Source organism: Providencia sp. PROV076 (assembly GCF_028483405.1).
Lineage (GTDB): Bacteria > Pseudomonadota > Gammaproteobacteria > Enterobacterales > Enterobacteriaceae > Providencia > Providencia huaxiensis.
Map to the genome: position 1 here is coordinate 41,094 of NZ_JAMPRR010000014.1, position 21,328 is coordinate 62,421.

Genomic DNA, 21,328 nt, shown 5'->3' on the forward strand with positions numbered 1-21,328 from the left:
ATTAATTACCTAACAACACTGTGTAATTCCGTTTCAAAATCACTTATTTTTAATTTTAATTTAAATATTAGATATGAATTTTCTGATTTTAATGTATTATCGACAAACACCTTATTTTATTAGCATAGCTATTCAAATTAATTAAAGAAGTAACATTAATAATATACCAAACTAGTTTTATAATTATTAATATACTTATTAAATATAATAAACATATTGAAATCAGATTGTCTATTTTATGGGGAATACTTAACTAGACTTTGACGTTTGAGACATAAAAAAGGAACCCTCTATGTCTAAATATACAGTAATGATTATTGATGAGCACCCTATTATACGCTTGGGATTGCGTCAGCTCATAAATACAGATACACACTTTAGTGTCACAGCAGAGTGCTCTTGTTGTTACGAAGCCTTAAGTATCGCAAGGCACCTACAGCCTAATCTCATTATCATCGATACCAATATTCAAGGTATTAAAACATTTGAAACCATGCGATTACTTCGTAAACACTGCAATGACAGTTACTTACTAGTGTTATCTGCATCAACAATTAAAACAGATATATATGGTGCTATTGATGCAGGTGCACAAGGTTATTTATTGAAAAGCAGTGAACTTGACATGCTATTTTATAGCATGAAGAAGGCCTCTAGAGGGCAATTGGTTTTTAGTGAAAAAATATATCAACATCTTATTTCACGTCATAATTATAATGATCCGCTATCAGCACTGACGAAACGAGAATCTGAAATTTTACATGAACTGGCTGTCGGCTTGAAAAATCGTGAAATATCTAATTTGCTTTTTATTTCTGAGGAGACTGTTAAAGTTCACATTCGAAATATTCTTAAAAAGTTACGCGTTCGCTCTCGTCTAGAAGCTAGTTTAATTTATATGCGCTCAAGATGATTTTTTTAATATATTAATTGTCGAGGCTAAGTCACATAGTTTTTAATTATAAGGTTATTATATATTTCTCAAGTTTGGGCTAGATCCCAAGTGATTTTTGCCTCATTATGTAAGGATTATCGCTAGTTTTTTTGAGGAAAATCATATGCCAAATACATCTAACTCTCCTTATATCATGTACGGAATTAAAAACTGTGACACCATTAAAAAAGCACGCCGTTACTTAGAAGATAATGGCGTTAACTATCAGTTTCATGATTATCGTGTTGATGGTATTAGCGATGAATTACTTTCTACCTTTATGGAACATATTGATTGGGAAGTGTTAGTCAATAAACGGGGAACAACGTGGCGCAAACTGACTGACGATGAAAAAAATGCAGTTGTTGACGCAGACAGTGCGAAAAAAATACTACTTGCAGAGCCTGCCATGATCAAAAGGCCCGTACTTGTTTCTCCAGATAACCGATACTTAGTTGGGTTTAACGCTAATGACTACCAAAACTTCATTCGATAATCAGGTGGATATAATGGATTGCCCCGTTATTCAGCTTGCCAAAGAATTAATTACTCGCCCTTCTATCAGCCCCGATGACCAAGGCTGCCAAGCAATACTTACCGAGCGCTTAAACCAACTTGGTTTTACTGTTGAACCCATGCATTTTGGTGACACATTGAATTTTTGGGCACATCGAGGTACTCAGGGGCCAACCCTTGCATTCGCAGGTCATACCGATGTTGTACCGGCAGGCAATAGCGAAAATTGGCAGACTCCGCCGTTTAACCCAACAATTATAAATCAACATCTATATGGCCGTGGTGCTGCTGATATGAAAGGTTCAGTCGCAGCAATGGTTGTCGCAGCAGAGCGTTTTGTCAAAAAACACCCTCATCATCCGGGACGCTTGGCCTTTTTAATCACATCTGATGAAGAAGCTGCTGCGTTGGATGGCACGGTTAAAGTTGTTGAAACATTAATAGCACGTAATGAGCGCGTTGATTACTGTTTAGTCGGTGAGCCGTCAAGCCAATCACAATTAGGCGACATCATAAAGAATGGACGTAGAGGCTCTATTACAGCAAACTTAACTATTTTGGGTACACAGGGACACGTTGCCTATCCCCATTTAGCGGACAACCCGGTGCACCGCTCAACCGCTTTTTTGCAAGAGCTCACCTCAACTATCTGGGATAACGGCAATGAGTTCTTCCCTGCCACTACCATGCAAATTGCCAATATCCATGCAGGTACTGGGGCAAGTAATGTGATCCCCGGAGAGTTATTTGTTCAATTTAATTTTCGTTTCAGCACAGAATTGACTGACATACAGATACGTGACAGGGTCACTAACATGTTAGACCGCCATGGCCTTACATACAAAATTGAATGGTCATTATCTGGGCAGCCATTTTTGACTGAAAAACAAGAGCTTGTCACTGCAACTCTGCAAGCAATTCATGAACTGACAGGTCTTAACGCAGAGTTATCGACAAGTGGTGGAACATCGGATGGTCGTTTTATCGCCCAAATGGGAACTCAAGTGATTGAGCTCGGCCCATTGAATGCCACCATACATAAAGTTGATGAATGCGTTAGTGTCAAAGACTTGCAACAACTGGCCTTAATTTATGAGCGAGTCATGGAGCTATTGTTATTATGATCACCATCGCAATGCTAACAGGCCGTTCCACGGACCATTTAGTGACACTTGGCGGCTCTCATCGCCTACAGTTTAATGCCACCAAAGCATTTTTAGCCATGCAACAAGCAGCGGTAAAAGCAGGCTTCAAGTTACAATCAGCAAGTGCATTTCGTGATTTTTCACGTCAACAGTTGATTTGGAATGAAAAATTCACCGGCCTTCGCCCTGTTCTTGATGCACAGAGCCAACCTCTAGACATTACAGCCCTTTCTGAAGGTGAGCTTTGTGAGGCGATTTTGCATTGGTCTGCATTACCCGGTGCAAGCCGTCATCATTGGGGAACCGAAATAGACGTGTATGACCCATTACGTATCCCAGCAGGGCAAACATTGCAGTTAGAACCTTGGGAGTATGAAACTGGCGGCTACCTTGCTGAACTAAATCACTGGCTCACGGATAATATGGCGACATTTGATTTTTATCGCCCTTTTACTGCCAAAAATGCAGGGGTTGCCTATGAACCTTGGCATATTAGCTACTGGCCGTTATCCCATGAAGCTGAACAGCTATTAACGCCAGAAGTGATTAAGCAAGTTCTAGAACAAGAGGATATTTGCGGGAAAAACTGGTTAAACAGTAACTTAGATTATGTATTCGAACGCTATATTAGAGCTCCTGAATAACCCCTAAGTCAGCAAAGCAACTTCTATCACGCCTCATAAATTACATTACATAATTTATGAGGCTTTTTTATTTTTCGTGGAAATTTGTTCATCAACAACTGGAAGTCGATACATAAAAATAAGCAGCCAACACAACAGTGCCAATAAGCCAATTTTCAACCATACATAACTAACAACCCAGATTGATAATGAAAAAGTAAGTATTATCAATATAATTGCTTTGGGTTTTGCCCCTTTAGGTAGCCCTCTGTGCTTTTGCCAATGACGGATATACCCCCCAAACCAAGAGCGATATAATAACCAATGATGAAAGCGTGGAGATGAACGAGAAAAGCACCATGCCGCCAGCAATAAGAAAGGCGTAGTCGGCAAAACAGGAAGAACGACGCCAGCAAAAGCCAGCGCAACAGCTAACCATCCAATAACAATGAGGAACAATTTTTTCAAAATTACTCCTCCTCTCTAATAAATAAATTAAATGGTAAAAACCGCATAAATTTTGTGGTAACTCATAATAATATCAATGGTATACTCTAATGGTAAACAAGCTTAATGAAAAGTCGCTTTTGCCTGCTGGAATGATTATTACTAGCAGTGACTAGGGTAACTGAGCGATATCAACGCACAGACAGCTCAAAGAATGGCTCTCTCACCCCATTCTAAATTATTTGAGTTGTATGAAGGCGATGAGTGAAGGCATCCCTAGGAGCATACAAAAGTATGTGACTAGGGTAACTGAGCGATATCAACGCACAGACAGCTCAAAGAATGACGAATGGAAGGTAATGTATGCAATGGTTAGCCGACTACTGGTGGATAATTTTACTCTTATTGGTAGGTATTATCTGGAATTCAGTCAAAGAAATGATGAAATTGGACCCCAAAAAATTTTTAGATGACAAGCCAGAAATTCCCCCACATCAAGATAATAACCACCTTTGGGATGATGAAGACGATTGGCCTAAAGACAAGAAGAAATAACCTTTTGCTTTATCTCCGCTAACAGCGTGGGTTGGTATTGTTTTACCTGTATACCAACCTCTTCTCTTACTCGTTGTAGCCATTGCTTTTGCCCTGTTATACCAACATCTGCGCAAATCTGTGCGATGGGCTCACATGACACCAAATGCCGTCTGAGAAGCGAAAGCCCGTTTTTTTCTTCCTTCAATAAACGCAGAATCGCACTTTCACTCGCAGAAATGGGCCGTTTAAACTCACTAAACCCGATGAGTTCAACCCAATCATCTGTCGTTAATTGCTGTTGTGAGTCTGTTGTGAAAGCAAACTCTTGTAAATCACTGCGCCAATATAGGTCACGTTTTAGCCGTAACTCCCCCTGTTCACAGAGTTGGTATGCACGGTTTGATATCGGTAGAATAGCCATTGCGGTAAAACAGCCACTGCTTGCTTCTTTATGAGTGCCAATGCGTATCAGCCTAAAACCGGCTTTTTGCCAAAAAGCCGTTAAATCAGGTGTTAGCCCAAAACTAACAGATAAAAAATCCAACCCTTGCTCTGTAGCAACTGTTTTTTGTTTTTCTAACAGCGTTAAACCAATTTGGCGCCTACGGTGGTGCGCATCAACCGCAATACGCATTACACGGCGAGATTGCCACTGTGCCGCATTAGGAAAAGCACTGTGAGCTGCCAATGACTGGACAACTAAATTTCCTCTTGGTCGACGAAGCCCAGCCCATATTTGCCAGCTCAATGATTCGGTCAACTGTCCTTCATCTACCATCCATAATGCACCTAAATAAGCACAATTATGAGACTCGGTTTTTGCCACCATAAAATGTTGTTGCTGAGCATCCAATAGTCGTCGTAAATCTAATGGTGACGTTCGATAGTGTGCGCTCATCAATAGGCCATAAAATGCGCTTAGTTTTTCATTATTTTCTACTAATGACGCCTGAGTTAACGCTTTATATTCAACAGTTTCAGTAATAACCGTTTGAGAGGTGGGCTCTTGCAGTAATAGAGCGCTATTAACCCATGATTCTAAGGCGTCATTAGCCGCATAGCGCATAGGGCTATCAAGTTGCAATAACCTGAAATGCGTTAGGCTTGCGCAAAATTTCAACATGAAACCACGCCCTGTTCCCTCATAGCCATCGACGGTTGTGGTCAATAAAACACGGGGAAAATACTCAACCAGCTCTCGTAAAATATAATTAGGAATAGCGGAAGCTTCATCGATGATCAGCCAATCTGCTGTTATTTTTTCATTGCTGCGGCAGTAGGCTAATAAGTTATCAGGTGACCAAAAGTTAATCGGTTGGCCTGCATGTCGGCTTAATACTTCCGTCGCCACTTTGGCGGGTGCACAACACCAACACTCTCCCCCAAATTGTTGTATTAACATGCCTGCTATTGCCGATTTTCCGCGCCCTCTTGGCGCTATTAAGCCCCAAACTCCATGTTCTGCGTTTAATAATTGGCTAATTATTTGTTGCTGTTGTTTTGTTGGATGGCCTGTAGGTGCTTGCCATAACGGTTTGTTTTTTAGCAATGGAAAATCAGGTTTATCCCCTTGTTTATAAAATAAAATATCAGAGGATGCTTCAAAAGTCCGTTGCAGATGGTGAACAAAATTCGGTGTCGAAATAACCCCAGATTGTTCATTCCAACGAAGGCTGTCGATATCATTATTTGTCGCCCACTCAGATTGCGGTGCGGTGCATAATATTAACAAGCTCCCTGCTTTTAACGTGCCAGCAAGCATGGCTAGCGCTTCGCTATGAAAGCCTTCACGCACATCAAAGATGCCATGCAAAAATTCACGGCCCAATAATAGATGGGCATTTTCAGGGGAAACACCGTGAGGCAAGTTTGATGAAATTGTTAACCAGTCGCCATCAATAGTTGTTTGAATTTCGTTGAGTTGCTGTTCCACCCACACATTGTCGCCAGAAAGAACCATAAGACGACGCATGCCAACCAGATGCAGCTGCTCGATAATAACAGGAAGTAATTTCAACATCGTAATGCTATGATTTACCAATTAATAATGACAATATCCCTGCCGCGATTAAAGGCCCCACAGGCACACCACGGAATAAGGCTACACCAATCACGGTTCCAACAAGTAAGCCTGCAACAGTAGACGGTTGATGGGTCATTAATGTGACGCCTCGGCTACCCAGCCAAGAAACGGCGATCCCAATAACAATTGCCAGAATCGATTTCCAATTCAAAAATGAGCCCAATACCTCACTAGCGGTTATTTTGCCGCTCGCAATTGGTGTCATAACGCCGATAGTTAAGATAAGTATGCCAATGGTTAAACCATATTTTTCAATCCATGGAAAATAATTATTCAATGGTGTTATTCTGACTACCAATAAAAATAGCATCGCAAGGGTGACTGTCATATTATGACTGATAATACCTAACCCAGCTAATACCAAGAGAATGATTAGTGTTGGATCAACATGACTCATAGATTTGTCCCTGTAAAACGCACAATTATAATTTATTTGCAGTCAATCGACTGACTTAAAAACATGTTATTGGCTCATCATCAAAGAAGCAAATATTAACGCCAACTCTTTTTATTTTTATAACGATATTTTTAATTAATAATAAGCCACTATCTCTGCACAGTTAATTAACCAAAATGTGACATTTGAGCTATTTTTTATTCGCTATTTAATGCTTCTAGAAAAATAGTCACTCAGAATATCTGACGGCACCTCCCTTAATTGAACAAAAATTAACATGGTAATACGGATAATCCTGACCATCGATAAAACTTAAGCTAAATATTCGGAATATTCATCACTGTTTATTTTTTTACTTCTCGCTTTTTTTTATATTTATCATTATAAAAACCAACTTATGGTGCCTTTTGCTGAAGATAGGCCGAAATACCTTTACCGCCAGACAATCCATCTCAATTGCGTATAATAATTACGAACAATTAATACTGAAAAATCATAACTTCGCATTATTTATAATTTTAGTGATTTCAATGGTTGTGGGACGCTCAGCGCAAGCACAATTATTAGGATTAATAATATGAATCAACTTTTATCACCCTATTCAAACGCTCGTTTTATTGCCATCCGCTTAGTCCCTGGCGAAGATGTGATCTTAACATTAAGACAAAAAATTGAGCAGTATGGCCTACAAGCTGCATTTATTGTCAGTAGTGTCGGCAGCTTAACTGACGTTGTACTGCGTTTTGCAGGCCAAGAGAATACTTTTCAAACAACCGGTAAGTTTGAAATTGTTTCATTCATTGGCACGTTAGATGCCCAGGGTGAACACCTGCATTTATCTGTCTCCGATGAACACGGAAAAGTCCTCGGTGGTCATATGATGCCGGGTTGTACTGTTAGAACCACATTAGAGCTGGTTATTGGGGAACTTGAGAAAGTTAATTTCACTCGTGAGCCTTGCCCGTTGTCTGGTTATGAAGAGCTGATTATCACGTCTCGTTAATTTTATTATTTTATTACTGTAAGGAATGACTTTGTCATGGGTAAAACGTCGATTATCTCTAGTCGCACTCTGACCTTAATTGTGTTTTCTATTGCCATTAATATGGTCATTGGCCAATTAAGTTCGATGCTAAAATTGCCTATATTTTTAGATTCTATCGGAACGCTAATTTGTGCATTATTAGCTGGCCCTTGGGTTGCATTATTGAGTGGCTTATTAACGAATTTATTATGGGGTTTACTCAGTGGCCCAATTGCAGCGGCTTTTGCCCCTGTAGCAATGATGATTGGCCTGAGTGCTGGGTTATTAGCCCGTGCAGGTGGTTTTCGCACCTTACCAAGAGTGATCTTATCCGGTGTTGTGATTACTTTTGCGTTAATGATCGTTGCAGTTCCCATTCGCACTTACTTATTCGCAGGAACAACTGGTAGTGGAGCTGACTTTTTTGTCGCGTATTTTCATGCAGTTGGCGATAACTTATTAGAGTCAGTGGCAATTACGGTATTAGGCGCCAATATTACAGATAAAGTCGCATCAGCCATTATTGCTTGGTTACTGGTTCGACAATTACCAGAACGCGTTCAACGTAATTATCCAAATATGGCTAAGGTCCGTTAGATGCATCCATTTACCTCGCTGACAATTTGGTTTTGGCTCAGTATAACTTCGCTTTTTTTACCATTGGGTTGGCCATTAATTCTGCTAGGTTGCAGCACTTTCGCTGCTTTAATATTTTGGCAGCCAGCCCGCCACCGTTGGAAGATTGTTGCATGGATTATGCTTCCCATGGCTGCAGGGCTTTGGTTAATTCATGGTGGATGGCTAGCTCAGCTATTAACTGGAGCCACTTTAAAAAATAGCCGCCCTGAATTTGCGTTGACATTGTGGTTTAAGTTATTAACGATTATTAGTGCTTCTCAACTTTGGCTGCAATATGTACCGACTGAACGCTTTATTCGGGCTTTATTTGCTAGCCGTTTACCTGCGAGTTTCGCTTACCTACTCGCTGGCCCATTACTACTTGCCGAACAACTTCGTCAACAATTAGGCACCATCCGTGAAGCACAAATAGCCAGAGGCGTTCCTCTTGATGGTCGCTTTTGGCAACGTATTACATCGTTACCTGCCCTATTGTTTCCACTTGCCAGTAATACCTTGAGTGAACTGAGTATTCGTGGCGCTGCATTAGATATGCGTGGCTTTCGCTATTGTACTAAACGCACGACATTGAACCCTCCGGTGGATAGCACCCACCAAGCCTTGCTCAGGTATGGGTTAGTTTTGTTAATTGTTATTGAAGGCGGTCTTTCTCTGTGGTGGTGAATTTACAACAAATGCACTTCATTCCACAAGGCGCGGAACAGTCCCTATTAGGGCCAATTGACCTTCAGCTCAATGCAGGCCAATGGCTATGTGTATTGGGTGGTAACGGTAGTGGAAAAAGTACGTTAGCACAAATAGTTGCAGGTTGGCACAATGACCTCATTCAGGGGGAAATTGAAGGAGCCGCAGAGGTATTGCAAGCCCCCTTAGCTGACAGCTCTGTGGTTCAGGCGTCTATCTCACGCCAACTTGTTCAGCAATCCCCCCAATTACAACTTTCAGGCTGCGCGTTTACCGTTGAACAGGAAATTGCGTTCGGGCCTGAGAACCTTGGTTTAACACCCGACGAAATTAGTGAGCGAGTTGAACTTGCCATTGAACTCACATTTTGTGAGGCACTGCGTACGCGCCACCCTGCCACCTTATCCGGCGGTGAAGCACAACGCGTTGTGTTAGCAAGTGCATTAGCGATGCAGCCTAAACTCCTGTTACTTGATGAAGCTTTTAGTCGGCTAACACCCAGTGCAACACAGCGCATATTAGCCCAGTTACAACGCTATACAGAACAAACGGGCTGCAGCATTATTTTTTTTGAACGTAACTTACTACCGGCTATCAGTTTCTGTGGCCTATTTCTTTTGCTAAGTACGGGGCAAGCCTTTCAAGAAGCAGGAAAAATGGTCTCAACAGGCAGTTTAAATGATGTTTTTCTTGATGCTCTTGAAACAATCAATATGCCAGATGCATGGCGGGTGATAGGTGAGCTGGTCAAATTAGGGCATTGGCAAGAAAATATTCCCCACGATGAAGCGCAATTGCTACAGATGTTTAAGGAGCAATATGTTACAGCTTAACAATCTGAGTTATCGTTGGCCAAGTTCAACTATTGATAATATACAATCTTTATCTCTATCTATTCACCCTGGTGAATGGGTTGCTTTGGTTGGGGATAATGGTGCAGGAAAATCAACATTGTTGCGCCTTTTAGCGGGGTTATTACAACCAACACAAGGCGACATTCTGCTTGATAGCCAGCCGCTTCACCTTCTCTCTTCACCACAAAGAGCCAACCATATCGGCATTTTATTCCAAGAAGCTGAGAAACAAATTTTTCATAGTTGTGTGCGTGATGAAATTGCGTTTGGCTTAAAACGCCAGAAATATCATAAACGTGATATTCAAGACCGAGTACATCAGGCACTTGAAATTTGCCATCTATCCGACGTAGCGGATAAACACCCTTTAGATTTGCACGCAGGCCAACGTAGGATGGTTGCTGTTGCTTGTTTAGAGGCTGTTTCCCCTAAGCTATTGCTACTTGATGAACCAAGCCGTGACTTTGATGCCTTTTGGATGCGAAAATTTGAAGATTGGCTGACATTACAACGCGAAAAAGGGGTAACTGTCGTTTCGATTAGCCACGACCTTGATTTTGTTGCCCGCCATTTTCAGCGTGTATTGCATCTATCAAAGGGTAATCTAATTGCTGATGGTCAACCACTGGAAGTATTAGGTCATCCTGAGTTACAAGTTGAAAGCCCACTTCCTGCACCGACATTGATGTCACTTAGTCAGCAACTAAAAATGAGTACCACGGATACCGCTCTCGCTTCATGGATCACTCATTTGATCCGCCAATAGCCGTCTTGAGTTTATAGCTAAAAAAATAGCCTGCAATGCAGGCTAAAATTTCATTCAAATTATAGGAAATCGATTAATCTAATTGTACGCCAATACGACGTGCGACTTCTTCGTAAGCCTCAATTAAGCCGCCAAGGCTCTGACGAAAACGGTCTTTATCCATTTTATTGAGCGTTTCTTTGTCCCATAAACGGCTACCGTCTGGAGAAAACTCATCGCCTAAGACGACTTGGCCTTTATACAAGCCAAACTCCAGTTTAAAATCGACTAAAATTAGCCCTGCATCAGCAAAAATTTTACTGAGCACTTCATTGGCTTTGTAGCTTAGCTCACGCATTTTTGCCAAGTTTTCTTTACTCACCCAGCCAAATGTCTCACAGTACGATTCATTCACCATCGGGTCGTGCTTGGCATCGTCCTTTAAGAATAAATCAAATAAAGGCGGGTTTAACTCCATGCCTTCTTCAACACCTAAGCGTTTTACCAGTGAACCTGCTGCACGGTTGCGGATCACACACTCAACAGGCACCATATCTAACTTTTTCACCAGAGCTTCTGTGTCAGACAATAATGCTTCCATTTGTGTTGGAATACCGGCGGCTTCTAATTTGCTCATAATGAAATGGTTAAATTTGTTATTTACCATACCTTTACGGTCAAACTGCTCGATACGTTCACCATCGAGTGCTGATGTATCATTACGGAACTCCAGAACCAGTAGATCAGGATCCTCTGTGGTATAGACTGTTTTTGCCTTACCACGATACAACTCAGCTTTCTTTTGCATCTTACACACTCCAGAGATGTGATTAAACTAAACAAAATCAACCTGCACAGCAGATTCAGATAAGTAACAGAAGAACAAAAACCCACCAAATGGCCTATTCATTGTTAATTTTCTGCTCTGTTTCAGTTAGTTACTGAAATTCACCATGCGAAACGCTAACTAGCTGATATTCAATATTTTATAATTCACTGCTAATCATGATAATAAAATTCCCGAGCAGACGCAAACGATTACTTAACCATAAACACTGATTTTTTGTCCATTTGTTTTAGGTGAAAATATGAAAAATAAAATTAGCGTTGCAGAGAGGAAAAAATTAAAACTAACGAAAGGCCAATTAATAATTAGCTAAGCATATAAATTACGATAGAAATAACATGAACCAAATACAGAGAATAAATCATTAGAGAGGTTATTCTATTTAGATTAAGGGCGTTTTACTGATGGCCACCAACCTATGTGTATGAATATCAATATCTTTCCCCCAATACAAGTCCATCCAATTTAAGTAAAAATCATCCATATCTTTAATCGGGATCAATAGGCGGTTTTCTTCTTCACCATTTGAGGCGTAAACATAATATTTTTTATCAAATGCCCAATTGATCATGGTTTCCCAAAAACGTTGACCTGCATCTGTTTGCTCTTCATCGGTTACCATAATGCAATATGTATTAAGAAGGTAAGCAAAAAACTGACGAGGTAAATCTTTGATAATTTTAATATATTGATGAGCAGTGCTTCGCCAAACTTTAATTTGTGTGCACGTTATCTTCCCGATCACAATGTCTTTGCGAAATTTTAGTTCAACGAGATAAAGAGTTTCCGGCTTTTCCCCATTAGCAATCAAGCGATATTGTTGTTTCCTGAGTGATTTTACGAGTCGGTAACCTTCCGGTATATCAAACCCCTGCAAACTAAAGTCTATTACCCCTTTAGTTAGAAAACACTGTGTATTTTCTATATTACTGGCTGTTATTCTCAATTTTTGGTTAAACTCAGCCCCTGATATTTTCCTTGGCATACAATCACGACTATTTTTGATGGGTTTCATCGCGTGATTATCCATCCCTCTTCTCCTTGATGTTAGCGATTTTCGTTGAAGTATATCCGAAAATAGTGGGATGACAAATCCATCAAACTTAATTTAGCCCTATCAATAATTGATGTTTATAACGCCACTACGCGATTAAAATTACCCATAAAAAAACCGCAGCTTGCATTTAAGCTACGGTTTAATTAACAATCTCAAAATGTTGAATTATGACTTTTTAGCGGGTGCTTTACTAAACGCTGCTTTCAGCGCGGCAACCATTTCATCATTTTGTTTTTGTGTTAAAGGCACACCTTTAGTGGTGATAAATTGCAGTGTACTACGGTTATTTAAGTCACCGACCTGCACTTTATAGTCTGCTTCTGGCACAGTTGGGTCATCAATGCCCAAAGCCTGCCATTCTGAGCTGCTTAAACCTTTGTAAGTCACCATTACAGAACCACTTGAACGTGTACGGTCACCCACTTTCATACCAACACTTTCTAAGGTGTGAGGTAAACGCTCCCATACTGCGTCAAATGGTGCACGAACGACAATTAAAGGTAAGCCAGTATCATCACTACCCGTTTGAACATCTATAATGCCATACGCGTTTTGAATGCTACCTTTGTTTGAGGTATCACGTAACGTATATAAGTTATCGGTTAATTCATTCAATAACAGCTTGTTATATCGTTGAGTTTCGACAACATCGGTAATTGTCTCTCCACCTTGACGTAAACCTAAGCTTGTTACCGTCAATGCCATCATACCGTTTTCGGGTTGTACCGTGACTTTATGGCGGCTTTCAATTGGAACGTTTTCATCTGCACGGTCCCATTTCACCCAATCGGTTTCAATTGAGCGAGAACCATCATCTTTAGAGGACACTGGAATATTTCTTTGCTCTAAGATCATTGTAACTTGTGACCAAAGCGCACTATTTTCAGGTGTATTTTCTAGCAACAAACGGCTTGCTTGAGCGCTATCCTCTGTACGAGAACCCGCTAATTGCGAAATTGTCAGTACTGGTGGACGAATGTCTAACGCTTTTCCTATTGCCCCTGTTGATGTGGCTTTAGGGATATCATACTCACCATTTTGTTCTGGTAATGTCAGCCCTTGTGGCACATTCAACACTTTCAATGGCGCAGCATTGAGATATTCCTCATCACCACTGACCTGACGTTTATAGCGCTGATCGCTGGAGCAGGCTGCCAGTAACACGACAAGTGACAGGCCAGCAACCTTCATAACCTTCGATTTTTGCAATAATGTTGCCATTAAAATTCCCTAAATTTTACAGTAACCCAGCGAGCTTCAAGGCTTCCTCAACTTTTTGCTGGCCTGAGGTGGTTAACGGTGTCATTGGCAACCGTAATGTACCATCTGCAATCAGACCTAAGCGATGACAGCCCCACTTCGCTGGAATTGGATTTGGTTCAACAAATAACTGAAGATGAAGCCCCATCAGTTTTTTATTTAATTCACGCGCCTCAGTATATTTGCCTGCAAGCGCTAAGTCACACATTTTTACCATCTGCGGTGCAGCAACGTTGGATGTGACTGAAATAACGCCTTGACCACCCAGTTGCATGAAATCAAGTGCTGTTGCGTCATCACCTGTTAACAGTACAAAATTATCATCAACCAGTTCTTTGATTTGATGAACCCTAGCTAAGTTCCCTGTTGCTTCTTTAATTGCAACAATATTCGCCAGTTTTGCTAAACGCCCCACGGTTTCAGGCAACATATCACAGCCCGTCCGTGATGGTACATTATAAAGAATTTGTGGCAAGCTGGTGTTTTCTGATATTGCTTTAAAATGCTGATATAACCCTTCCTGAGAAGGCCTATTATAATAAGGTGTTACTGTCAGGCAAGCAACTACACCGCTGTTTTCAAAATCATTTGTCAGAGAAATAGCTTCCGCTGTCGCATTTGCACCCGCTCCTGCAATAATAGGAATACGGCCATCTGCTAACTCGAGTGTCGCTTTTACGACATCGACATGCTCTTTATGCGTTAAGGTTGCTGACTCGCCAGTTGTACCAACAGAAACAATAGCAGTTGTTCCACTTTCAACATGGTAATCCACCAATTTTTTTAGGCTGGCTTTATCTAAACGCCCTGCCGAATCCATTGGTGTGATAACTGCAACAATGCTTCCCGTTAAAAAATCTTTATAATTTGCGTTTCCATTAGCCATAGCGATACCCCCTCAATAATTGAACCCCCATGTTACTTTTTCATTTCAAAGAAGAAAACCACCCAACAGCAAGAATTTAATGAATTTTGTTAATGCCGAGGACATTAACTTAAATAGAAGTAATAATTCACTGATATTTCTCGCAAGAGTCTATTTCCCCTCTTGGCAGATTCCCTTTTTTATGGTTTCCTTACCTTCATAGTCAGTCAGTTTTTAATGCCCGAATTTTACGGCGATATTCTAATCAAATATTTAACTGACATAATTACAATACTAAGGAATAGACTTTGCCTAAGACTGAACAGCAATTTCTTGTCATTACTGCGCTGGGAACAGATCGTCCGGGCATTGTGAATACCATTACACGCCTCGTCAGCGAGTGTGACTGTAATATTGAAGATAGTCGCTTAGCGATGTTTGGCAAGGAATTCACCTTTATTATGATGTTATCCGGCAGCTGGAATGCGATCACCCTTTTAGAGGCAACATTACCACCTAAAGGCGCTGAGCTTGATTTGCTCATCGTAATGAAAAGAACCCAGAGTGTCCAAACAACCTATTACCCATCAACCGTAACCGTGAATATTGTTGTCGACGATGCACCTCGTATTGTCGAGCAATTCACAAATTTATTCACAACTTCGCAGTGTAATATCGCAGAGCTTGTTTCTAAAACACAACCAGCCAATAATGATATGCCCGCTCAACTGGAGATTCAGATTACTGCACACGACCCGTTGGACGATAATGGCATAATTATAAAAAATAAATTTCAACAACTGTGTACAATGCTAAATGCCAAAGGCAACATAAGTATTGTTAACAACCCCAATATGCAAAGTTAACGGAGATATATGTAATGAACCCATTGAAAGCCGGTGATAAGGCGCCTCAATTTAGCCTTCCTGACCAAGATGGTGAGCTCATCAATCTTTCTGATTATCAGGGTCAACGCGTATTAGTTTACTTTTATCCTAAAGCGATGACGCCTGGCTGTACTGTTCAAGCGTGTGGTCTACGTGATGAAATGGATACACTTAAAGCGAAAGGTGTCGAGGTATTAGGTATTAGCACAGACAAGCCAGAAAAACTGTCTCGTTTCGCTGAAAAAGAGATGTTGAACTTCACTTTATTATCAGATGAAGACCACCAAGTATGTGAGCAATTTGGAGTTTGGGGTGAAAAACAATTCATGGGGAAAACCTATGATGGAATTCATCGTATTAGCTTCCTCGTTGACCCTACTGGGAAAATAGAGCACGTCTTTGACAATTTTAAAACCAGTAACCACCACGAAATCGTGCTTGATTACATAAATACACACGCTTAATCGTCACTGCATAGTGCTGTATGCCCCCATACAGCACTATTCCTAACCTAGTTTGTTGGCTCCGTTGTTTCTTCCGGCCATACATGAATAACCGCTTTAATCAGTGTTGCTAGCGGTATTGCAAAAAACACCCCCCAGAAGCCCCATAACCCACCGAAAATCACAACAGATAAAATAATCACAAGTGGATGTAAATTCACCGCTTCAGAGAACAATAAAGGCACAACAACGTTGCTATCCAAACCTTGGATCACTAAATATGCCAACATTAAGTACCAAAACTCGCTGCCAACACCATACTGAAAGAGCGCAACAATAACCACTGGGATCGTAGCCGCTACCGCACCAATATAAGGGATTAATACCGCCACCCCGACTAGAACCGATAACAATACAGAATAGCGCAGGTCAAAATATGCAAAGCATAAATAGGTTGCCACCCCAACAATCACCATTTCTGTGACTTTTCCGCGTAAGTAGTTGGTGATCTGTTCATTCATTTCAACCCAAACTTTCCCCACTAACAAACGGTTTTTGGGTAACAACTTGAGAAAACTTTTGCTAATGCGTTCTTTATCTTTCAAAAGGAAGAATGTCATCAATGGCACGAGAACTAAGTAAACCGCTAAAGTAAAAATACCAATTAACGAAGCAACTGACGCTTTAACTACTGAGTCTGCAATACCTGACATACGGCTACGGAGGTTATCTGCCATCATATCGATGATGCCAACATCCACCAATGCGGGATATTGTTCTGGCAGTTTCTGTGCAAATTCATTGAACCGGTTTACCATATTTGGTAGATCGGCCATCAAATTAATCCCTTGCTGCCATGCCGTTGGCGCAATAATTAAAATAACCATGGCACTTATTCCAGCAAATAAGGTCAAAATGATACCAACAGCAACTGAACGGGATAGCCCTATGCGTTGTAATAAATTTGTTGGCCATTCAAGCAAATAAGCTAAAGCAATTGCCGCCAGCAACGGAGCCAGTATACTGCTGAAAAAGAAGATGATCACAAACCCTGATACGAGTAATGTAAAGAGGGCTATGGCTTGTGGGTCAGCAAAACGCCGACGATACCACTGTAAAAACAATTCCAGCATTTATTGCTCCTGAGGAATAACACAAAGGACAGTTCCTAAAGTAACGAAAATTATACCGAAGAACAGATTTTACGATAGCTTTTGCTATCATGTGTTTTAAACTTTTCGCGTTTTTAGGTGCCTTACTTAAATATACCCGAAATAAAGTCGGTACTTACCCTAAATTAAAATGTTGTATGGGATACTCACGTTTCATGAAGAAAACTTTAAAATATCCATTATTGGCTTTCATGATCGCTGCGCTAATGAACGGTGCAGTTTTACCTGCTTATAGCGCAATTGAAGATACCTTACCCGATATAGGAACGACGGCGGGAGGCACTCTTAGTATCAACCAAGAAATTATTATGGGAGATGCAATCACACGCCAAATTCGCGCCAGCACCCCTCTTATTTATGACCCATTGTTAACCCAATATGTTAACAAACTTGGCATGCGGTTAGTGAAAAATGCAGACTCAGTTAAAACACCGTTTAAGTTCTACTTAGTCAACAACCCCAATATTAACGCATACGCCTATTTTGGGGGGAATGTCGTGCTGCACTCTGCATTATTTCGGTACAGCCAAAATGAAAGCCAGTTAGCCTCCGTCATGGCGCACGAAATATCTCACGTCACGCAAAGGCATCTCGCACGAATGATGGAAGATCAGAAAAGCACCACGCCTCTCGCGATTGCTGGGACTATTGGTTCTTTACTGTTAGTCATGGCAAACCCTCAAGCTGGTTTTGCAGCATTAACCAGCACGATGGCTGGGGTGCAGCAAGGCATGATAAGCTTTACCCAAGCCAATGAGCAAGAAGCAGACCGCATTGGCCTACAAACATTACGACGCTCAGGTTTTGACCCACACGCTATGGCTGATTTCATGCAAACCATGTCAGACCAAACCCGCTATATGTCTAAGCCCCCTGAAATCCTGCTAACGCACCCCTTACCGGATAGCCGTTTAGCGGATGCCAGAAACCGCTCGAACCAATACCCTAAAGTGAGTGTGCCTTCATCACTGGATTTTATGTTAGCTCGGGTTCGTATTTTGGCCATGTATAGCACAGATCAACACCATGCTTTAGACCAAATCATTGAGAATTATGGTAAAGGTTCTGCACAAGAACAGATTGCGGCTCAGTATGGTAAAGCATTACTCCTTTCCCAAGACAAAAAGTACGCAGAAGCTGGGAAAATCCTGACAGAACTATTAGCGAAACAACCCGATAACCCTTGGTTTATCGATAGTATGACGGATGTCGATATTGAACAACATCAAGTATCTAGAGCGGTCTCTCGTTTACAAAATGCATTGAAAAAAGCACCGAAAAACACCGTATTTATAGTCAACTTAGCCAATGCGTTGATTAACAATCATCAGTATAAAGAAGCAACAACCTTGTTGAATAAATATACGTTTGATTACCCTGATGACCCAATTGGCTGGGATTTACTGGCCGAGGCATCCGCAAAACAAGGTAAACGTACTGAAGAACTTGCTGCTTACGCAGAAGGAATGGCATTACGAGGGAATTATGACATTGCGATTAATTATCTCAGCGATGCTAGCCGCCAAAGCCGTTTAGGCAGTTACGAACAACAGCGCTATGACGCTCGCATTGATGCGCTTCGAAAACTACAATTACGCGATCAAAATGCAAAACCGTAAGGAATTAAAATAATGACGGATCCAATTAAGATTTACCACAACCCACGTTGTTCTAAAAGCCGTGAAACCTTAGCCCTTTTAACAGATAAAGGCATCACGCCAACCGTGGTTGAATATTTAAATACCCCTCCAAGCGCGGCTGAAATCAAAAAACTGCTTAAAATGCTAGGGTTCAAAGACGCACGCCAATTAATGCGTACCAAAGAAGAGTTATATAAAGAGTTAAAATTAGCCGATGACTCTTTAACTCAAGATCAACTCATCAAAGCGATGCATGAAAACCCTAAGTTGATTGAGCGCCCTATCGTTGTTAATGGGGATAAAGCACGTTTAGGCCGTCCACCTGAGCAGGTGTGTGAAATTTTATAATCTCTGTTTTGGCAGCTATATAGCTGCCAACTCATTTAATCGGTTAGAGTTTTAAAATATCTTTTACGAAAGGGATCGTTAATTTGCGCTGAGCAACGATGGATGCATGGTCAAGTTTGTTTAAAATATCAAACAAAGTTCCCATTTTCCTATCTAGGCGTTTTAACACGAAACGGCACACATCTTCTGGTAACTCGAAACCACGAATACGAGCGCGTAATTGAAGAGCCCAAATCTTATCTTCATCACTGAGTGGATGCAGTTTATAAATTTGCCCCCAATCAAGGCGAGAGGCTAAATCGGGTAATTTCAGTTCAATTTGCCGCGGAGGCCTATCCCCAGTAATTAACAAACAAGTGCGGCCGATTTCTAAAATACGATTATATAGATTGAAAATCGCCATTTCCCAATCTTCATCACCCGCAATACACTGAATGTTATCAATACAAACGAGTGATAAATGCTCCATACCGTCTAACACTTCAGGAACAAAATACGCACGCTTATCTAGAGGGACATAACCGACTGCAATACCTTGTTCAGACAGTTCTGCGCAAGCCGCATGTAATAAATGGCTTTTCCCACCACCTTCTCGCGACCAATAATAGATATAACTACCATGCGGTTGATTAATAGCAGACTGAATAGCAGACAGCAACGCCCCATTTTCCCCTGCATAAAAGCTTGCAAAGGTTTCATCATCTGGCAGATATAGTGGTAATGAAAGCTGTGATGGTGTGTTCAGAAGCGCCTCTGGCTGTATAAATCAATTTTCATCTCGCAGTTTACCATAAAAAATACGGATAGATGAATAACAACGGTCACCAAATGCCGCTCGAACAATCGAACGGCAATATGGAAGTTACTGTGGCTTATTTTTTATTGCTATCAAGCTCTTGCACTTCAGATGTCACAAACTGCTTTTCAGGCCTAACAAACGTAATAAAGCGGAACAATAATGCCATAAAGATCCCGACTATCGTTGCCAGTGCCATACCTTTAAGTTCAGCTTGCCCAATATGGATAACCGCGCCACTGACACCAATAATTAAAATCACTGAGGTTAAAATCAAATTCTGTGGCTTGTTATAATCTACTTTTGAATCAATTAACACGCGAATACCTGATGCACCAATCACCCCGTATAATAAGAGTGAAACCCCGCCCATTACAGGAACCGGCACTAATTGAATAGCCGCTGCTAACTTACCGACACAAGATAATAAAATGGCGATAATTGCAGCGCCACCAATCACCCAAGTACTGTATACCTTGGTAATGGCCATTACCCCAATGTTTTCACCATAAGTCGTATTCGGTGTTGAGCCAAAGAAACCTGAAATCACTGTAGAGAACCCATTGGCAAACATTGAGCGATGTAAACCTGGCGATTTCATTAAGTCACGTTCAACAATATTCGCAGTGACAACTAAGTGCCCTACGTGCTCAGCAATTACCACTAGAGCCGCAGGTAAAATAGTTAAAATGGCAAACCATTCGAAGCGTGGTGTATAAAATGTTGGGATAGCAAACCATGGCGCTTCAATAACAGGTGTGAAGTCTACAATACCCATAAAATAGGACAAAGCATAACCCGATAAAAAACCAATCAAAATCGGGATTATGGCTAGAAACCCACGGAAAACGACAGCACAGAGGATAGTGACTGATAACGTCGTCAGGGAGATAATTAACGTATTTGAATCAACCACTGCGCCATCTTTAGGCAACAGCCCTGCCATGCCTGCAGCCGTTTGAGCTAACTCTAAACCGATCACGGCCACGATTGCCCCCATTGCCGCTGGAGGGAACATCACGTTAATCCACCCTCTTCCTGCAACTTTAACAATCAATGCAACGATACAGAACAACACACCGCAAATAATAAAGCCGCCAAGTGCCAGTTCATAACCTAATGGTAGCAAAATCAGTACAGGGGAAATGAATGCAAAACTTGAACCTAAATAAGCTGGGATCTGCCCTTTACAAATAAATAGATACAGCAGCGTTCCTATCCCATTAAACAGCAAAATTGTCGCGGGGTTTACACCAAACAGAATGGGTACGATAACGGTTGCGCCAAACATAGCAAACAGATGTTGAAGGCTCAGTGGAATAGTTTGTAATAATGGTGGTCTTTCTTCAACACTGATGGTGCGACGAGTCATGTGACTTTATCCT

The 21,328-nt window shown here is 41.1% G+C and carries 24 protein-coding genes; 14 read left to right on the plus strand and 10 right to left on the minus strand.

Going from position 1 to position 21,328, the window contains the following annotated elements; all coding sequences use genetic code 11:
* Positions 1 to 292: 292 nt before the first annotated feature.
* The 4 genes from PSF67_RS09560 to PSF67_RS09575 all read left to right on the plus strand — a co-directional run bounded on the left by PSF67_RS09560 (position 293) and on the right by PSF67_RS09575 (position 3,239).
* Positions 293 to 913, plus strand: a complete 621-nt coding sequence (locus PSF67_RS09560) for a LuxR C-terminal-related transcriptional regulator (RefSeq protein WP_206275955.1) — start codon at positions 293 to 295, stop codon at positions 911 to 913.
* Between the two features lie 145 nt (positions 914 to 1,058).
* The gene (locus PSF67_RS09565) at positions 1,059 to 1,430 is read left to right on the plus strand and encodes an ArsC family reductase (protein WP_166264809.1); all 372 of its coding nucleotides are present in this window, start codon (positions 1,059 to 1,061) and stop codon (positions 1,428 to 1,430) included.
* A gap of 13 nt (positions 1,431 to 1,443) precedes the next feature.
* Positions 1,444 to 2,574, plus strand: coding sequence for a succinyl-diaminopimelate desuccinylase (gene dapE, locus PSF67_RS09570; protein WP_272676827.1), 1,131 nt, complete (start codon positions 1,444 to 1,446; stop codon positions 2,572 to 2,574).
* Positions 2,571 to 3,239, plus strand: coding sequence for a M15 family metallopeptidase (locus PSF67_RS09575; protein WP_102139841.1), 669 nt, complete (start codon positions 2,571 to 2,573; stop codon positions 3,237 to 3,239). Before dapE ends, PSF67_RS09575 begins: the two co-directional genes overlap by 4 nt.
* A gap of 54 nt (positions 3,240 to 3,293) precedes the next feature.
* Here the strand turns inward: PSF67_RS09575 and PSF67_RS09580 are convergent, their stop codons facing one another.
* Positions 3,294 to 3,686 carry a DUF454 family protein gene (locus PSF67_RS09580; protein ID WP_102139840.1) on the minus strand — a complete coding sequence of 131 codons (393 nt, stop codon included), beginning with the start codon at positions 3,684 to 3,686 and terminating at the stop codon, positions 3,294 to 3,296.
* A gap of 342 nt (positions 3,687 to 4,028) precedes the next feature.
* Between PSF67_RS09580 and PSF67_RS09585 the strand changes: the two genes are divergently transcribed.
* Positions 4,029 to 4,220, plus strand: a complete 192-nt coding sequence (locus tag PSF67_RS09585; RefSeq protein ID WP_109912443.1) for a YpfN family protein — start codon at positions 4,029 to 4,031, stop codon at positions 4,218 to 4,220.
* Here the strand turns inward: PSF67_RS09585 and PSF67_RS09590 are convergent.
* Both PSF67_RS09590 and PSF67_RS09595 read right to left on the minus strand, forming a co-directional pair.
* Positions 4,201 to 6,222: a tRNA(Met) cytidine acetyltransferase TmcA gene (locus PSF67_RS09590; RefSeq protein ID WP_272676828.1), complete on the minus strand. Its 2,022-nt coding sequence runs from the start codon at positions 6,220 to 6,222 to the stop codon at positions 4,201 to 4,203. The two genes, PSF67_RS09585 and PSF67_RS09590, sit on opposite strands and share 20 nt — an antisense overlap.
* A 7-nt stretch (positions 6,223 to 6,229) precedes the next feature.
* Complete coding sequence (locus PSF67_RS09595) at positions 6,230 to 6,682, minus strand: DUF441 domain-containing protein (RefSeq protein ID WP_102139838.1); 453 nt, start codon at positions 6,680 to 6,682, stop codon at positions 6,230 to 6,232.
* A gap of 577 nt (positions 6,683 to 7,259) precedes the next feature.
* Between PSF67_RS09595 and PSF67_RS09600 the strand changes: the two genes are divergently transcribed.
* From PSF67_RS09600 to PSF67_RS09620, 5 genes are read left to right on the plus strand one after another with little or no spacing between them, the layout of a single operon-like run.
* Complete coding sequence (locus PSF67_RS09600) at positions 7,260 to 7,685, plus strand: PPC domain-containing DNA-binding protein (RefSeq protein ID WP_272676829.1); 426 nt, start codon at positions 7,260 to 7,262, stop codon at positions 7,683 to 7,685.
* A gap of 36 nt (positions 7,686 to 7,721) precedes the next feature.
* On the plus strand, positions 7,722 to 8,303 hold the full coding sequence (locus PSF67_RS09605; protein ID WP_195697225.1) for an ECF transporter S component: 582 nt from the start codon (positions 7,722 to 7,724) through the stop codon (positions 8,301 to 8,303).
* Entirely contained in the window at positions 8,304 to 9,008 is a 705-nt protein-coding gene (locus PSF67_RS09610) for an energy-coupling factor transporter transmembrane component T (protein ID WP_272676830.1), read from the plus strand.
* Positions 8,999 to 9,862, plus strand: coding sequence for an energy-coupling factor ABC transporter ATP-binding protein (locus tag PSF67_RS09615; protein ID WP_272676831.1), 864 nt, complete (start codon positions 8,999 to 9,001; stop codon positions 9,860 to 9,862). The genes PSF67_RS09610 and PSF67_RS09615 overlap by 10 nt, the downstream gene beginning before the upstream one ends.
* Positions 9,849 to 10,649, plus strand: coding sequence for an energy-coupling factor ABC transporter ATP-binding protein (locus PSF67_RS09620; RefSeq protein WP_272676832.1), 801 nt, complete (start codon positions 9,849 to 9,851; stop codon positions 10,647 to 10,649). The genes PSF67_RS09615 and PSF67_RS09620 overlap by 14 nt, the downstream gene beginning before the upstream one ends.
* 73 nt (positions 10,650 to 10,722) lie before the next feature.
* Here PSF67_RS09620 and purC read toward each other — a convergent pair whose 3' ends face one another.
* The 4 genes from purC to dapA all read right to left on the minus strand — a co-directional run bounded on the left by purC (position 10,723) and on the right by dapA (position 14,678).
* A complete protein-coding gene (purC, locus tag PSF67_RS09625) occupies positions 10,723 to 11,436 on the minus strand; it encodes a phosphoribosylaminoimidazolesuccinocarboxamide synthase (protein ID WP_102139833.1) in 714 nt (237 codons plus the stop codon).
* A gap of 421 nt (positions 11,437 to 11,857) precedes the next feature.
* Entirely contained in the window at positions 11,858 to 12,505 is a 648-nt protein-coding gene (locus PSF67_RS09630; RefSeq protein ID WP_231068140.1) for a hypothetical protein, read from the minus strand.
* Positions 12,506 to 12,697: 192 nt separating this feature from the next.
* The gene (gene bamC / locus PSF67_RS09635) at positions 12,698 to 13,753 is read right to left on the minus strand and encodes an outer membrane protein assembly factor BamC (protein WP_102139832.1); all 1,056 of its coding nucleotides are present in this window, start codon (positions 13,751 to 13,753) and stop codon (positions 12,698 to 12,700) included.
* Positions 13,754 to 13,769: 16 nt separating this feature from the next.
* Entirely contained in the window at positions 13,770 to 14,678 is a 909-nt protein-coding gene (gene dapA, locus PSF67_RS09640) for a 4-hydroxy-tetrahydrodipicolinate synthase (RefSeq protein ID WP_102139831.1), read from the minus strand.
* 287 nt (positions 14,679 to 14,965) lie between these two features.
* Here dapA and PSF67_RS09645 point away from each other — a divergent pair, with 287 nt between their 5' ends.
* Both PSF67_RS09645 and bcp read left to right on the plus strand, forming a co-directional pair.
* Positions 14,966 to 15,523, plus strand: coding sequence for a glycine cleavage system transcriptional repressor (locus PSF67_RS09645; protein ID WP_102139830.1), 558 nt, complete (start codon positions 14,966 to 14,968; stop codon positions 15,521 to 15,523).
* Positions 15,524 to 15,537: 14 nt separating this feature from the next.
* Positions 15,538 to 16,008, plus strand: a complete 471-nt coding sequence (gene bcp, locus PSF67_RS09650) for a thioredoxin-dependent thiol peroxidase (protein ID WP_004253548.1) — start codon at positions 15,538 to 15,540, stop codon at positions 16,006 to 16,008.
* Between the two features lie 47 nt (positions 16,009 to 16,055).
* On the opposite strand, the gene PSF67_RS09655 is transcribed toward bcp, so the two are convergent.
* The gene (locus PSF67_RS09655) at positions 16,056 to 17,120 is read right to left on the minus strand and encodes an AI-2E family transporter (RefSeq protein WP_102139829.1); all 1,065 of its coding nucleotides are present in this window, start codon (positions 17,118 to 17,120) and stop codon (positions 16,056 to 16,058) included.
* A 194-nt stretch (positions 17,121 to 17,314) separates the two neighbouring features.
* On the opposite strand from PSF67_RS09655, the gene PSF67_RS09660 reads away from it, so the two are divergent.
* Together PSF67_RS09660 and arsC are read left to right on the plus strand one after the other, a co-directional pair.
* A complete protein-coding gene (locus PSF67_RS09660) occupies positions 17,315 to 18,778 on the plus strand; it encodes a beta-barrel assembly-enhancing protease (protein ID WP_166264791.1) in 1,464 nt (487 codons plus the stop codon).
* A 12-nt stretch (positions 18,779 to 18,790) separates the two neighbouring features.
* A complete protein-coding gene (arsC, locus tag PSF67_RS09665) occupies positions 18,791 to 19,147 on the plus strand; it encodes an arsenate reductase (glutaredoxin) (RefSeq protein WP_102139827.1) in 357 nt (118 codons plus the stop codon).
* A gap of 43 nt (positions 19,148 to 19,190) precedes the next feature.
* Here arsC and hda read toward each other — a convergent pair whose 3' ends face one another.
* Positions 19,191 to 19,910, minus strand: coding sequence for a DnaA inactivator Hda (gene hda / locus PSF67_RS09670; RefSeq protein WP_272676856.1), 720 nt, complete (start codon positions 19,908 to 19,910; stop codon positions 19,191 to 19,193).
* 109 nt (positions 19,911 to 20,019) lie between these two features.
* Positions 20,020 to 21,315, minus strand: coding sequence for a uracil permease (gene uraA / locus PSF67_RS09675; RefSeq protein ID WP_102139825.1), 1,296 nt, complete (start codon positions 21,313 to 21,315; stop codon positions 20,020 to 20,022).
* Positions 21,316 to 21,328 lie beyond the last annotated feature (13 nt).

Excerpts from the sequence above, each read along its gene's own strand:
- dapA (WP_102139831.1), bottom strand. The coding sequence starts at position 14,678 with ATGGCTAATGGAAACGCAAATTATAAAGATTTTTTAACGGGAAGCATT.
- bcp (WP_004253548.1), top strand. The coding sequence starts at position 15,538 with ATGAACCCATTGAAAGCCGGTGATAAGGCGCCTCAATTTAGCCTTCCT.
- PSF67_RS09605 (WP_195697225.1), top strand. The coding sequence starts at position 7,722 with ATGGGTAAAACGTCGATTATCTCTAGTCGCACTCTGACCTTAATTGTG.
- PSF67_RS09590 (WP_272676828.1), bottom strand. The coding sequence starts at position 6,222 with ATGTTGAAATTACTTCCTGTTATTATCGAGCAGCTGCATCTGGTTGGC.
- dapE (WP_272676827.1), top strand. The coding sequence starts at position 1,444 with ATGGATTGCCCCGTTATTCAGCTTGCCAAAGAATTAATTACTCGCCCT.
- PSF67_RS09575 (WP_102139841.1), top strand. The coding sequence starts at position 2,571 with ATGATCACCATCGCAATGCTAACAGGCCGTTCCACGGACCATTTAGTG.
- PSF67_RS09655 (WP_102139829.1), bottom strand. The coding sequence starts at position 17,120 with ATGCTGGAATTGTTTTTACAGTGGTATCGTCGGCGTTTTGCTGACCCA.
- PSF67_RS09630 (WP_231068140.1), bottom strand. The coding sequence starts at position 12,505 with ATGGATAATCACGCGATGAAACCCATCAAAAATAGTCGTGATTGTATG.
- PSF67_RS09610 (WP_272676830.1), top strand. The coding sequence starts at position 8,304 with ATGCATCCATTTACCTCGCTGACAATTTGGTTTTGGCTCAGTATAACT.
- PSF67_RS09585 (WP_109912443.1), top strand. The coding sequence starts at position 4,029 with ATGCAATGGTTAGCCGACTACTGGTGGATAATTTTACTCTTATTGGTA.
- bamC (WP_102139832.1), bottom strand. The coding sequence starts at position 13,753 with ATGGCAACATTATTGCAAAAATCGAAGGTTATGAAGGTTGCTGGCCTG.
- PSF67_RS09660 (WP_166264791.1), top strand. The coding sequence starts at position 17,315 with ATGAAGAAAACTTTAAAATATCCATTATTGGCTTTCATGATCGCTGCG.
- arsC (WP_102139827.1), top strand. The coding sequence starts at position 18,791 with ATGACGGATCCAATTAAGATTTACCACAACCCACGTTGTTCTAAAAGC.
- uraA (WP_102139825.1), bottom strand. The coding sequence starts at position 21,315 with ATGACTCGTCGCACCATCAGTGTTGAAGAAAGACCACCATTATTACAA.
- purC (WP_102139833.1), bottom strand. The coding sequence starts at position 11,436 with ATGCAAAAGAAAGCTGAGTTGTATCGTGGTAAGGCAAAAACAGTCTAT.
- PSF67_RS09600 (WP_272676829.1), top strand. The coding sequence starts at position 7,260 with ATGAATCAACTTTTATCACCCTATTCAAACGCTCGTTTTATTGCCATC.
- PSF67_RS09595 (WP_102139838.1), bottom strand. The coding sequence starts at position 6,682 with ATGAGTCATGTTGATCCAACACTAATCATTCTCTTGGTATTAGCTGGG.
- PSF67_RS09565 (WP_166264809.1), top strand. The coding sequence starts at position 1,059 with ATGCCAAATACATCTAACTCTCCTTATATCATGTACGGAATTAAAAAC.
- PSF67_RS09560 (WP_206275955.1), top strand. The coding sequence starts at position 293 with ATGTCTAAATATACAGTAATGATTATTGATGAGCACCCTATTATACGC.
- PSF67_RS09620 (WP_272676832.1), top strand. The coding sequence starts at position 9,849 with ATGTTACAGCTTAACAATCTGAGTTATCGTTGGCCAAGTTCAACTATT.